The sequence below is a fragment of the Legionella navarrensis genome (assembly GCF_052527415.1).
The window spans coordinates 63,856-77,986 of sequence record NZ_JBNVZR010000005.1 but is presented as its reverse complement, the minus strand read 5'-3'; the positions used below and the strand labels follow the sequence as shown (position 1 = coordinate 77,986).

The following is a 14,131-nucleotide window of genomic DNA, read 5'->3' as shown; positions in this document are numbered from 1 at the left end:
TATTATCCACAGAGAGGGCAGGGACAATAAAGAACTATCGCGATAGATATCATACCAAGAAAATAATTAAAAAACAGTCTTGATTTAATATTTTTTCTTGAATTTACTCAATCCATGTACTTCAGTGTTTTCCTTTATCTCTGTGAGCTATAAAAGTACGTCGTTCGAAACGCATATCCATTTTTTTCTGATCCAGAACTGAAAATTTTGATCATTATCGGGTAACGGGTTAGAGTGTTGTGTCCCGTTTTTTTGTTCCGTGATGGATTCGGGCCTTCGATGTTATTGATTCATAAAGGAGAGTATGTAATGGATAAAGTTGTCAGGAAGATGGCGATTAAGGCTGTTTCCGCGAGTGTTCTGGCCTTGTCAACGTCGGTTGCCTTCAGTGGCGCGATGGGGCCTGTGGCTACCAGTGCTGGCCGGGTGTATCTGGGCGTTTTTGGTGGCGGTGGTGCCGTGACTGGTCCTGATATGAGACAGCATGCCACTGCATTTTTCGTTGAGCAGGCGGGTGGTCCACTGGCTGTTGATGGCTTTGGATCTGCAGAAAGCAGCTCCACAGGCATGATTGGTGGCCATATCGGTTATTCCTGGAATAACATGAGTTCGTATCTCCCTCTCACACCCGCTATCGAGCTGGAAGCCTACTACATGGGCGGTGTAAAAATACAGGGCCATGAAATCTCCAATGACACCGTAAGACTGGATGAACACGATTTTCGGGTTTCCTTCTCTCAAAAAACCGGCGTGTTCCTTATCAATACGGTTCTGAATTCTGACAATCCATCCTTTGGACGCTTCAAGCCGTACATCGGTGTAGGTATCGGATCGGCGGTGATATCGGTTTCCAATGCGTCTTCAATTCAGGTAAGTCCACCAGAGCCTGGTGTCAACCACTTCAATGCTCATACGAGTGACACAGCGGTTGCGTTTGCTGCACAGCCCAAAATTGGCTTCAATTTTGATATCAATCCGCGCGCCAGTCTTTTTGCTGAATACCGGTTCTTATACCTTTCCAGCACAGACTACACGTTTGGCTCAACGGTATATCCGGGACATGCCGCTACGTCTCCATGGCTGGTTGGCATCCAATCTCAGTATTACAATATGGGTACAGTTGGTATCAATTTTGATTTGTAATCTGTGAGGCATCTCCACACTTCAGCGCCGGGTGGCTTATCCGGCGTAATCGTAGTGATACGAAGAAAAGTTGTGGCTGTATTGGTCGAGTGCGGAATTGAGAACAACCACCGTTAACGCATTCATCGTCCTTGATGATTTCTCAATTGCACGCCTCGTATAAAACATCATATCAAGCCACTTATCAGCCGTACAGGGATGAATACTTTTGTTTGTGTAAGAAATATCTCAAAATCGCTGAGCGAAATGCTCACTGACAGCATCCAGTCATAGCAATTCCAATCAAATACTTATACAATTTTTTCCATTACAGATCACAGACATACAGTAAGGATATCCTATGTTACAAGTTGAGCGGCTCTCTGATTTTGTGGCGCGTGAATGGCAGGAGAGCATCCTTCCCAGCCTGTGTGATTACATCAGAATTCCAAATAAATCGCCGCATTTTGATCCCGACTGGCAAGAACACGGATTTATGGAGGAGGCTGTTCAGCACGTGGCTGCCTGGTGTTGGGAGCACGCCCCGCGTGGCATGAGTCTTGATATCGTGCGCCTTCCTGGGCGCACACCATTATTATTTATGGATATCCCTGGTGAATCTGAAGGCACTGTGCTGCTTTATGGTCACCTCGACAAACAGCCGGAAATGATGGGCTGGGAAGAGGGGCTTGGGCCGTGGCTGCCCGTGATTCGTGATGGCCGCCTGTACGGACGTGGTGGGGCCGATGATGGGTATTCGGCCTACGCCAGTCTGACGGCTGTCCGGGCCTTGCAGGAACAGAATCTGCCGCACGCCCGTTGCGTGGTCATCATTGAAGCCTGTGAGGAAAGTGGCAGCTTTGACTTGCCTTTTTATATGGCCGAATTAAAAGAGCGAATCGGGCAGCCAGACCTGGTGATTTGCCTTGACTCAGGTGCTGGCAATTATGAGCAGCTGTGGATGACTACCTCGTTACGTGGCAATGTGGTGGGTGAGTTGTCTGTTGAGCTGATCCGGGAAGGCGTGCACTCCGGTAACGCCTCGGGTATCGTGGCGGACAGTTTTCGTATTGCCAGACAACTGCTGAACCGCATCGAGGACGACTCTTCTGGGGAAATCCTGCTGGCGCCTATGCACTGCGATATCCCAGATGAGCGTGTTCAGCAGGCGCGCGCCTGTGCCGAGGTGCTGGGTGACGGTGTTTATGAAGGATTTCCCTGGCATGAAGGGGTGGAACCTGTCAGTTATGACTTGTCTGAACTGATATTGAACCGCACCTGGCGTCCGGCTCTGACGATCACTGGCGCAGACGGTCTGCCCGCTATTGCAGATGCCGGTAACGTGATGCGCCCCAAAACCGTATTCAAATTATCAATGCGCATTCCACCGCTGGTTGTTGCAGGAGAAGCCGCCCAGGCGCTTCAACACTGCCTGACCGCCAATCCGCCCGCCCAGGCAAAAGTCAGTTTCAAAATTGATGATGCAGCAAGCGGATGGCATGCACCGCTGCTGGCAGACTGGTTTGCCGGTGCCGTCAATCAGGCATCCATGACGTTTTATAAAAAGCCTGCTGTTTACATGGGTGAGGGTGGCACCATTCCCTTTATGGGGATGCTGGGCAAGGTTTTTCCCAACGCTCAATTCATGATCACAGGTGTTCTGGGGCCTCATTCCAATGCGCATGGTCCGAATGAATTTCTGCATCTGGATATGGTGAATAAACTAACCTGCTGCGTATCGTCTGTTTTACACCAACACGCAGCCAGGCAGGACAATAACGCATAGCTTAAGACGGTGATTACCAATGATATTTGCCAGAAACAACACAGCGATCAGGCGATTTATTTTGTGGTTTTTCGCCGCCAATTCCGTCATTTTCTGTCTGGCCGGCGTGAGTTATCTGCACAAGATACTGTCGGCTGATTCACTGTTCATTAATTACAATTCCCATACCACCTATCTTTCTCTGACAGGAAAGCTCTTTGTTCTGTCATTTACCTTCGCTAACTACATCAGTTTTATGATGGTTCTGGCCGCTATCCCGGCGGTTTTACTGGTGCTTATAAGCGAGTTGATACCCTCGAAACGATTTGTACTGACGATGGCCCCTCTGGTGGCGGCGGTATGTGTTTTGCTGCTGATACTCGATTCCCGCATTTATTCCATGTTTCATTTTCATTTGAACGCCCCCATCATGGCCTTAATCTTTAACAGGCACTGGATAACGGTATTCGAGTTCTCGAACCTTGAAGCAGGGCTTATTGGCGTCAGTATCCTGTTCATTCTGTTATTGCAGTATGGCGTGGCAAGGCTGGTATGGAAGAAGGTAAATCAGTGCCAGCGTATTCCCGTCGGGAATGTCATCGTCATATTATGGGCTGGCAGCATCCTGTTTTGCTATTCTGCCTTATGCCTGTCGATATTCAGAGCCAATAACATTTTCAGCCAGCAAATTCCAACTCTGCCATTATATTCACAGTTACTTGCCTATGTGCTCCCTGTGCATGATGGGGCGGACTATGTGCGCCGCAGAGTCGAATCTGATTTCGTGCAGCCGGCTTTTTCAGGTGATAAATTGCGTTATCCCCTCAAGCCACTGCAATGCGAAACCGGCAAAAAACCGCTTAACATCATCCTGATCATGGTCGACAGCCTGCGTTTTGATATGCTGACATCGCAATACATGCCGAATATGACCCGTTGGGCAGAAAAGAACTGGCAGTTTGATCGGCATTACAGTGGAGGCAATGGTACGCAGCCGGGTGTTTTTTCCGTTTACTACTCCATACCGTCAACATATTTCACCGCCGCACTGGAGCAAAAAATATCCCCAGTCTTAATTGAACAAATGCTCAAATCTCAATACGATTTTGGCGTGTTTTGGTCGGCTGAGATGGAAGCCCCTAATTTTAACGATACCATTTTTCAGCGTTTCCCGGATCTGCGTCGTGACAATGCTCCCGGCATATATATTTCCGATAGGGATCAACATATCACTCGTGAAGCGCAAACGTTTTTAACAGAGAACGGACATAAAAAACCGTTCTTTTTGAGTATGTTTTACGATGCCGTTCATGGTTACTGCTCCACTCAGAACATCCCCGAGATTTACCAGCCTACGGAGGCCTGTTTCCGGATTGTCACGTCAAATGATACCGACCCCACACCTGCGCGTAATCGTTATCTGAATGCGGTGAACTTTATGGATTTAGAGCTGTCCAGACTGATGAACACCATCGAGACGCTTGGCTATCTCGATGACAGTGTTGTCATTCTTACCTCCGATCATGGCGAGGAATTCAACGACAATCATCAGAATTACTGGGGACACACCAGTAATTTCAGTGATACCCAGGTGCACGTTCCGCTCATTATCCATTGGCCCGGAAAATCAGCCCAGACCTTCGATTACCTTACCAGCGCTTACGACATCGTACCCACACTGATGCAGGATGTGTTTGGCTGCAAAAATCCAGTTGGAGATTACAGCATCGGGCAAAACCTGCTGCAGAAAAATGGCCGGCGTCCTTTTGTGCTCGCCGGCAGTTACATCAATACGGGTTTAATTGAACATGACCGACTGACAACCCTGCAGACCTCAGGCCTGATAACAATAACCGACAGGCAGGTAAAGCCCCTGCGCAATGCTGAGCCAAGAATGAATCACATCCACGAGGCCATGGCGTTGATGCGAAAATACTTTACAAAATAGAACGTGAATCACACAGGGGTGGGCATCTCGTTCCAGCCCCTTCGCACACCATGAGAGACATTTGATATGCCTTCTGTAGACACTCACAATGCCCTGGACATAAGAACGCCTAATGATTTAACAATGTACATAAACCAGTAGGTTGGGCCTTGGCCCAACATGCTGTATATCAGTAAAAATCTACGACGAACTGGCAAATTTTGAAGCCGATGCTGGTTATAAGCACCCGAGAGCAAGTCATTTGATTCGAAAAACGGCCAAAATAGCCGATATGACGTTAACAAACGACGCTATTTTATCGGGACCTCGTCAGGGTATAGGTGCTTTTTAATTAAAAAATAAGTAAAAGCACTTGACAGTGGAGGTCTCTGAACTTAAACTTCGGTTCTTGAATTTGGGGCCATAGCTCAGCTGGGAGAGCGCTTGCATGGCATGCAAGAGGTCGGCGGTTCGATCCCGCCTGGCTCCACCAGAGTTCAAGATGTTAGCCAGGGTCCCCATCGTCTAGAGGCCCAGGACACTGCCCTTTCACGGCGGTAACAGGGGTTCGAATCCCCTTGGGGACGCCATTTTATTATGGCGTTGGTTAACGAAAGGCACTGATTTTTAAGGTGTCAGCTACACAATTGTTCCTGGTCCCCATCGTCTAGAGGCCTAGGACACTGCCCTTTCACGGCGGTAACAGGGGTTCGAATCCCCTTGGGGACGCCACCTTTCGGTGGCAGACATCATCTATAGTCGTTCAAAAATCGTTCTTGTATTAAACCCAAATAAACGCTCGTGCATACGATATGCGTATTCGTCAGTCATATTCGCAATATAATCACATACCACGCGTAAGGCATCATGCTCGTTGCCTGCCTGATTAAAAATCACACGATTCTTTTTATCCAGCAAGCTGCCGGGGTTTGAGCTGATGGCTTCAAACAGACGCAGCACCACCGTTTGCCCGCCGTATTCGAAAGTTCGTGCCTCCTGCGAGTCAATTACGTGCGTTGCAATACAATCCATTAAATAATTCAGCAGGGCCGCCGCATCATTCTGCAGGATGATATTATGTCTGAGCAGGGCGTTTTCAAATGCCTCGTTAGTAACCAGGGTGGTCGTGGCTGTAATAAAATAATTAACCAGCTCACCAATGGCCTGCTTCCTGTCCCCCAGCTCAGATGAAAACAGTGTATCAATGAGTTGTTCCTGATGCCTGCCCAGCAGGGTGTTGTTCAACAGGCGGCGAAAATCATCATTATCGAGATGGTCGCGGTTGATCAGGCGCAGGTGGATGGCGTCTTCCAGATCATGAACACCATAGGCAATGTCATCGGCAATATCCATGATGGAACAGTCAAAGGAGTGATAGGCCGCCTTACCGTGTTGCCGGCCTTGTGGCGTACGTTTAAGCGACTGAAACAGCTCGCTGTCGGAAGCGGAGAAAGGAGACAGCAGCCAGTCTATTTCGGCCTGTTCGCTGTCAAAGCAGGCCTTAGGGGGCAGCCAGTCGTTGACTCGAATGCTTTTATGTTGATTCAAAATGGCTTCAGGCTGCTCGGGTGCCGCTACGCGTGAGTGAGTCACTGGGTATTTCAGCACGCCAAGCAGCGAGCGACGCGTTAAATCCAGTCCAAACGCGCCGTAGCTGTTTTCTACTTTGGTCAACAGGCGCAGGGTTTGTCCATTACCTTCAAAGCCACCGTGTCTGCGCATCATAAAATTCAGCGCCACTTCACCGCCATGGCCGAAGGGTGGATGTCCAATGTCATGCAGCAGACAGATCACACTGATCAAATCATCATTGGGAAGCAGAGCGGCCAGATGACGATCTTTGTCAGTGATCTTCAGATTACGCACGATGCTGCGACCAATGGACGCCACTTCCAGCGAGTGCGTCAGGCGTGTTCGATGAAAGTCTCCCTCGTCCGTTCCAAGAATCTGCGTTTTACGTTGCAGGCGACGGAAGGCCGGGCAGTGAATAACCCGGGTCAGATCGCGCTCGTAAGGATCCCTGTGATCCTGACTTCCACGTTGATTTGTTTGTCCTGAGCGTCTGTGTGTCCACATAATTGGATACCTCTGGTACTTTTCTGTCATGATACACGATTTTTCACTAAAGTTTTTCTGGAATTGTCGGCTATTAAGGAATAATAAGAGGAGAAAAAGAATGAACACATTCTCACGGCTAAGCCTGGTTGCCTGTGCGGCTGCTTTATCTTCCTGTGCCATGACCAACGAAACCAGCTATACCGATTATCAGTCCATGCCCTATGTTTACGATCAGACGCAGTATTATTCTCAGAGCTATGGCAGCATGTCTGGGTATTCCATGTCTACGGGCGGTTCATACGATGAATACCGACCTAAACCAGCCGTGAATGTTCCCGACTCCTACCACGTCGGTGCGTATGGCTCACCTCAGCGTGCCAAAGACAGCGACAGAAACTGGGTGGTAAATCAAAATCCTCAGGCATACACCATTGAGGTGGCAGACGACCAGAAACCCTCGGTGGTAGCCGGAAAGCTCTATAAAATACCCAAAACCGATCGTATGGGAGAAGTGAAATACCAGCGCAATGGTACGCCCTATTACAAAGGACTTTACGGTAGCTATTCCAGCCAGGAAGAGGCTCAGAAGGCCCTTGATGCCCTGCCTCCGGATATCAAGCAGGGTGCAGGTATTAAAAACTGGGGCAGTGTGCAAAGCAATATCAGTGAATAGAGCCTTGTCAACATTAAGTCCTGGCGGGTGGGCTCGTCGTTGTTGCTTCTTTGTCCACCCATAATTCAATATTGATAGCGAATTATTTTTTTGAGTTTCCTCTTCAGATAGCATTTTTTTAAATCATCTCTTGTGAAATTGCTTGACCACGTAAATCTTTACAATTGGGTCAAAAAGGATTAATATTGCGCAATTAATTTATTAAAAGATCTTTGCGGTCTTTAAAAATACAAAGAGTCAGCCATGCCATACGATCGATCCCGTCCACTACCCAGCCACCAACACAGAGATGGACATGAAGCGCCGTACTCATACGGAGGCGTCGGTCAATATGCCCGAGGAGGCCGACGCGGCCATTTCCCCGGCAGCCGGGACTGGCATCGAAGCTCTTCCTCCCACACTGAGAGGTCTGGCCACTTTTCTCTGAGAAGTGCGCTGGAGGATCTTCGTAATAACCTCGACCGGCTTTCTGCTAAAGAGATCACCCAGCGTCTACATGGCTCAGTGAAGCGGGCAGACCATCAGCACGTGCGTGAAACAGTAAGCACGGACGTAATCAACAGAATACTGTTAAGACTAGAGACGCTGGCTGAACGCGAAGCGTCCTCTCCCAACTCTATCGATATAGCCACATTTTGGTACAGTGCTGGTTTAATGGCCAAAAACAAACAGCTCAGTGGCATAATCGATGGCACCAAAGCCAATGAATGGCTGAATATTATTCAGAAAAAAAGTGAACTGAATGATCAAAGCATTGCCAATACGGTCTATGGTATTGGACGGCTGGCCTGGGGGAGTAATCTTTCAAGAGGCATCACCAGTAATACCCTCAACTTACTGCTCAGTAGAATCTGTCACCCAAACGCGCAGGCTATTAACAACACGATTTATGGCCTGGGTTTACTGGCTCGTGCGGGCAGACTGACAGGTTCCATCCTGCCTGGTCACCTCAATAGCCTGATAAGCAGGCTGCTGGATAAAAACAGCCATCCAACAGCGCAGGAGATTGCCAACACGATCTATGGCCTGGGTCTACTGGTTCATGCGGACAGGCGGATTGAGGGCATCCAGTCTGAACACATCCAGTCTGAACACATCCAGTCTGAACACATCCATAGCCTGTTAATCAAACTGCTGGATAAAAACTGCCATCCATCTGCGCAACACATTTCGAATACGATCTATGGCCTGGCTTTATTGGCTCGCGCCGACATACTGATTGAGAACATCGGGGTCGACTACATCCAGGACCTCGTAATTAAACTCCTGGATAAAGACGTCCATGCAAATGCGCAAGAGATTGCCAACGCGATCTATGGCCTGGGTTTACTGGCTCGCGCGGGCAAACTGAATGTGAGCATTAAGGCTGAACATATCCATAGCCTGGTAATCAGGCTTCTGGATAAAAACAGCCATCCAAATGCGCAGGATATTGCCAACACGGTCTACGGCCTGGGTTTATTGGCTCAAAAAGGCAAACTGAGTGACGTTCTCACAGGCGGCTACTTCAATAACCTGGTGAGCAAACTGCTGGATAAAAACTACCATCCAAACGCGCAGGATATTGCCAACACAATCTATGGTCTGGGTTTACTGGCTCAAAAAGGCAGGCTGACCGGATTCATCTTCTCTGCTCCCCTCACTAATCTGGTGAGCAAACTGCTGGATAAAAACCTCTACCCAACCGAGCAGCATATTGCCAACACAATCTATGGCCTGGGTTTGTTGGCTAAAAAAGGCAGGCTTACGGGATCGATCCTCACTGCTCCCCTCAATAACCTGGTGAGCAAATTGCTGGAGAAAAACAGTCATCCAGATGATATGCATATTTCTACCACGATCTATGGCTTTGGTTTACTGGCTCGCTCAGACAAGCTGAGTGGGAGAGTCCCGGCTGAGCCCCTCGCTTATCTGGTGAATAAACTGCTGAATAAAAAATCCTGCCTTAAAGAGCAGGATAATGTCAACATCCTCTATGGCCTCAGCCTGACCGCCAGACACTTTGACTTTTCAGACTCGCAGGACTGCTTACTGCAAGGGCCTATGCACACCTTACTTCGTTCCTACACCGCGAGACACCAAAAATCAGAATTCACACCCGCACTGTTGCTGGTGCTCGTTCAGGCACGTGTGGCGCAAAGGAATTTGTATGACTTATCTGATTGCCGCTCCTTGTTTATAGAGCTTATCGGCCTGTGCATGGCGCAAGGGCCCGCTCTCTCCTTTGTCCGATCGGTAAAATTACTGGCGGTTTGTACCATGCTGCTTGAGCAGCAGGACAGCCCGAGCCCGCCTGACTGTCCGCTTTCCGGATATCTGGCGCAATTATATAATCGTTGGCATGCTGCCAACCCGGCCTGCCTCACGCCTAACCTTCAAACCCTCTTCAACACGTATATAGAAAAGGCACGTCATCTGTTTCCGTCCAGTCCAGACATAGATCTCCAGCAGAGATCGTTCTTTGCCGATGATGAATACTTTGACAGCGATTCGGTGGACTCTCTCTCTTTGAGTAACCCTGAACCTCGACAGGATCTTACAAGACTCGCCACCCGCAAACGCGCACGGATTACCGAGACGGGTGTCGCGCCAGGACAGGGGAGGCAAAACAGAGAGGAGCGCGTACTCAAAAAACACCGCGCTCAGACAAATCGTACCCAAAAATCCTTGCTGAGAAAAAATCCTAACGCCATTAAAGAGCTGTCGGATGAGCTGTTAACCCAGGCCCGGAGCAGGTCCCTTATTTTTGAATACATCCATAATAAAGATATGAAGAGTCTGCAGGAATTGTTGCAACTCCGTGACGAACATTCCCATGGCAGACTTGCAGGCGAAAATAAGCTTTCATTCCAGATCTCAGACGGATCACACCACCGGGACCAGAGCGATACGGGCAGAGCACCACCGCTGCGCCGGGACTGCAGCACGGTCGATGTCATGGTTCAGGCGTTCTTTACCGGGGTCAATCCCCATGCGATGAAGGCGCTCGTCTGTGATCGCGAAGCAAGTTGGTTTTTAAGCCTCATCCGGGCTTGTTCCTTTGCTCAGCGATACCGGCTCGCGGTCGATCAGCATTTGTATCTGGTTGTCATGAACCTTGAGCTCAGTGAACTTGAAATATTTATTAACACCCTGATTGGTGATGGTGTTTCAATACACGTTCACCATGGTGCCGCCCTTGCCCTGCTCAATAATCTGACCGAAAGAAGCGCGCTCGCACAGGCTGGCGAGGTTCAGGGGATTCGACAGTTACAAGCCAGATTGCTGGATGTTGCCCTTGAATTCCATCAACGCAAAAAGCATCGTCATGTTGTTGGCAGACTAAGCAGCTTGCTCCACCTCTGTCAATCAAACAGGTACTTGACCCTGGGTGACACAAACGATCCCGAAGAAGGCGATGAATGTGATTTACTCGATTTTCCTGAACTGGAACCCCCCACACGAGATAAGGCACCGACACGCCGCCAAAATGTGATTCTCGATGACGATGAGGATACCCTGTCGGACGATATAGACACCACGTCCCATACTCCGGCGTATCAACAGGCCGGCTCATCCTCGCAGCTGTTATTCTTTGGCAGCCCTCGCTCAGGGACAGTAACCCTGGGAGATGGCAATTGTATCTACAATACGGTCGCCGTAGGATTAATCAAAACCGGGAATCTGGCTCAGTTTCATCATGTCTGGAGGCAATTAAATCTCAATCAGCCTATTGATTTTATCATGCCGGAGCACCTGAGCGCTGAGAACAAACAGCGCCTGCAGCGCCTTTTGGATACCTTGGATTCCGATAGCGGCTCCAGCGCCTTTGACGACATCCTGCAGGCTCTTTACCGTTATAATCCAGATGATGCACAAAGGGTGTTCGCGCCACTCCTGCGACATCTGGCCTGTATCTGTCTGCTGCAAAAACGCCAGGCACTGGCGGGGCGTGCGACTATTTATTCCATGGACGATGCGACCGTAGAGGAACTCTTTCGCCTCGACGAGGAAAATGAATACATGGCGCTTGCGAAAATTCCCTTTATTCGAGAAAAGGTTAAGGGAATTATTCGAACTCTCAACGCTGACGGACAGGCGGCTGATCAAACCCGCCTCTTTAGCGAATGGTGGCGCGAAGCAGGGGAGGAGCAATACATTCGCCATATGGCTAAATCCGCAGCCAATGCCCGGCAAAGAGAGCTTTGGGGCTCGGAAATTGAACTCGCTGCCTTGTGTGAGTGCCTCAACATCACAGTAAAATATGAGCACGGAGACAACCGAGGACTTCTGGGCCGTATCGCTGGCATGTATTCAAAAGGGAAACTTGTTCGACTCGGGTGCACTGAAAAAGAACTCAATCTTCTCGAAGAATTAGGTTTTGTTGATCGCCTGAGTTTTTTTGATGCAGACACCAGCCGCTGGGTAACCGAAGGATACCGCTTTAACCAAAAAAAGGCAGGTGAGCTTGAGCAGCTGGGCATCCTGCCGCGCTTTTTCAAAGTATCAGAGAAAAAAGAGTATGAGTTAACACCCGACATAGAACCGCATGACGCATGTGAACAAACCATCAGTTACATTGTCAATTACGCCCGGAATGCGGGGATAACACATTTGAAGGTGATGCAAAGGGAGCAGATGAGATTTGGGGACAAAACCATCGGAGGATTGATCCAGAGAAACCTGCTGACTGGTGCGGGGTATTTTGTTACGAATGGCCCTGATGTTGACTATCCTCGTATTTTGAGAAGACTGTGCAGACTGCGGGAAACAACAATCCATATGATAAAGGAACTTTTGTTACCTTCCAGTCCATTGTTTACCGCCAGACTGAACCATGGTCACTGGGAATTTCAGCCAGGCGAAAACACCGCAACTCAGCTCGATAGCCATGTGCGGGACGATCATTGTTTCCCGGATTACGGCCGCGCCTAATCCGGGCTACGTGAACTCAACGCCCCGTCTTATGGTGAATTATCTGGTAGAAATAATCACGCTGACTTTTACCACGCCGGGGGTTTTGCTTCGTTCGATCGCGAATTGATCCAGTGTAATGGCGTAATCCTGGCTCAAGGTCCATAGCCAGCTTATAAATACGTTATAGGGAACGGAGTCGAATGTCAGTAAAATGTCGCCTTGTGCGGTTTGCTGGAGTTGATATGAAAAAGGGCGGAATGCTTCTTTACCAAGTTGAGCTGATACGACCGTTAATAATTTGTTGCGTGTGATACTCTGGGTATTTTTATGGTTTCCCAGCTCCTGCTGTACCTGTTTCATCCAGGCCAGCGTTTCCCGGTTTTCCTGAAGCTGGCTGCGATTGGTTTTTACAGCACTAAGCAGGGGCGAAAAGATCAGGAGATAAAAAAGATAGCAAAGCAGAAAGGAGACACCGGCAATAGCTGCCCAGCGATCACGTTCACTTAAATTGGTCCACCAGGCGTTCATAGGCTTAACTCCAATGTGGCCATGACTTTTTTCTCATGTGAGGCTGCCTGTAACTGCTTAACCGTCACTCTGGCTTTCTGTAAGGCTGTCTGCATGGCCTCCAGGGTATCAAAGTCGCGGCTTAGTACTGTCACCTGCATGCTTTGCCCTTGAAATTTCAACTGCTCGATACTGGTATTTCCATCCTGAACCGCCAGAGTGAGTTGATTCAGCAAAAGCCATATGGCGCTGTCATTCGTGCTTTTATGCGATTTAAGCAGCTGACCGATGCGGAATTTTGGGCTGATTACCTGTTTGGCATCTGGAAAAAACTGGCGATAGAGCGTGGCAATTTCGCTGTTAACCTCATTCAGTTGAGCGTTAACCGAGCGCAGCTGCAAACCGTTAATCACAAGAAAACTGATAAGCCAGAGCACAGCCATCGTCCCGGCAGCCCAATACCAGCGTCGCGTCTGAACCTGATTGCCAAGCTGCTGATATTCGCCCTGATTCAGACTAATGTATTTGTTGCCCTGCAGACGCTGCGCTATCCACAATTGTGGGCTGACATCGATTGGCTGTACGTTCCCGCTTAGTCCTTTGTGTTCGGCCTTATCGAAAACGTATGTGATCAGGTCATCCGGCAGACTGGCGAGATAAATGGGCGTCAGTTCTTCGGGCAGCAGACCTGTAAAATAACGTGAGTCATTCACCAGAAAATCAGTGCCCAGCAAGGCCTGCTCTTTGTCACGCAGGGCAAACCAGTCAGGGCAAATGGCGTCAAAATCGACGCTGTATTTATTCAGCTGGGTCATTAGCTCACTCAGCCAGCCTTTATCGCACACGGCGACCAGGTAATGGCCATTCTGGTAATGTGCCTTGTCAAAGGCAAAATGCAGGGTATCCACGGGACTTGCCAGTTTGTCTTCAAGCGCGTAGGGAAGGGCAGCACGCGCTTTTTTTTCTGGCAGCCAAGGCAATTCAACGCCGTAAAAGCTTAAATGCCTGGCTGATACAATCACGAGCGTTGTGGCGCTATGCTGCAGCTTTTTTATATCCGCGTACGATCGATGTTCCAGAGCGGCGTCAACACTGCCCTGTTGATTAAGGCGCAGGCACAGGCAGCCTTCATCATCAAGTTCGCTGGCATACAAAAAGCAGGTGAACAGGCTCATGAATTCAA

The 14,131-nt window shown here is 49.1% G+C and carries 8 protein-coding genes and 3 tRNA genes; 8 read left to right on the top strand and 3 right to left on the bottom strand.

The genetic code is table 11. The features are described 5' to 3' along the window. Positions 1 to 309: 309 nt before the first annotated feature. The 6 genes from ACQUTA_RS04820 (at position 310) to ACQUTA_RS04795 (ending at position 5,546) form a co-directional block, all read left to right on the top strand. Complete coding sequence (locus ACQUTA_RS04820; protein ID WP_444987072.1) at positions 310 to 1,143, top strand: P44/Msp2 family outer membrane protein; 834 nt, start codon at positions 310 to 312, stop codon at positions 1,141 to 1,143. A gap of 340 nt (positions 1,144 to 1,483) precedes the next feature. Then, positions 1,484 to 2,908, top strand: a complete 1,425-nt coding sequence (locus ACQUTA_RS04815; protein WP_444987071.1) for a M20 family metallopeptidase — start codon at positions 1,484 to 1,486, stop codon at positions 2,906 to 2,908. A 19-nt stretch (positions 2,909 to 2,927) separates the two neighbouring features. Beyond that, a complete protein-coding gene (locus ACQUTA_RS04810) occupies positions 2,928 to 4,835 on the top strand; it encodes a DUF3413 domain-containing protein (protein ID WP_444987070.1) in 1,908 nt (635 codons plus the stop codon). A gap of 396 nt (positions 4,836 to 5,231) precedes the next feature. Further along, positions 5,232 to 5,307, top strand: a tRNA-Ala gene (locus tag ACQUTA_RS04805). Positions 5,308 to 5,328: 21 nt separating this feature from the next. Further along, positions 5,329 to 5,404, top strand: a tRNA-Glu gene (locus ACQUTA_RS04800). A gap of 66 nt (positions 5,405 to 5,470) precedes the next feature. Beyond that, positions 5,471 to 5,546: transfer RNA gene (locus tag ACQUTA_RS04795), tRNA-Glu, on the top strand. Positions 5,547 to 5,567: 21 nt separating this feature from the next. On the opposite strand, the gene ACQUTA_RS04790 is transcribed toward ACQUTA_RS04795, so the two are convergent. Next, complete coding sequence (locus tag ACQUTA_RS04790; RefSeq protein WP_444987069.1) at positions 5,568 to 6,890, bottom strand: anti-phage deoxyguanosine triphosphatase; 1,323 nt, start codon at positions 6,888 to 6,890, stop codon at positions 5,568 to 5,570. 100 nt (positions 6,891 to 6,990) lie between these two features. Here ACQUTA_RS04790 and ACQUTA_RS04785 point away from each other — a divergent pair, with 100 nt between their 5' ends. Both ACQUTA_RS04785 and ACQUTA_RS04780 read left to right on the top strand, forming a co-directional pair. Further along, positions 6,991 to 7,545, top strand: coding sequence for an SPOR domain-containing protein (locus ACQUTA_RS04785; RefSeq protein WP_444987068.1), 555 nt, complete (start codon positions 6,991 to 6,993; stop codon positions 7,543 to 7,545). Between the two features lie 243 nt (positions 7,546 to 7,788). Beyond that, positions 7,789 to 12,459 (top strand): hypothetical protein, encoded by a 4,671-nt coding sequence (locus ACQUTA_RS04780; RefSeq protein WP_444987067.1) that lies wholly within the window; start codon positions 7,789 to 7,791, stop codon positions 12,457 to 12,459. Between the two features lie 39 nt (positions 12,460 to 12,498). On the opposite strand, the gene ACQUTA_RS04775 is transcribed toward ACQUTA_RS04780, so the two are convergent. Together ACQUTA_RS04775 and gspL are read right to left on the bottom strand one after the other, a co-directional pair. After that, positions 12,499 to 12,969, bottom strand: coding sequence for a type II secretion system protein M (locus tag ACQUTA_RS04775; protein ID WP_444987066.1), 471 nt, complete (start codon positions 12,967 to 12,969; stop codon positions 12,499 to 12,501). Continuing rightward, positions 12,966 to 14,123 carry a type II secretion system protein GspL gene (gene gspL, locus ACQUTA_RS04770; protein WP_444987065.1) on the bottom strand — a complete coding sequence of 386 codons (1,158 nt, stop codon included), beginning with the start codon at positions 14,121 to 14,123 and terminating at the stop codon, positions 12,966 to 12,968. The genes ACQUTA_RS04775 and gspL overlap by 4 nt, the downstream gene beginning before the upstream one ends. Positions 14,124 to 14,131: the final 8 nt, after the last annotated feature.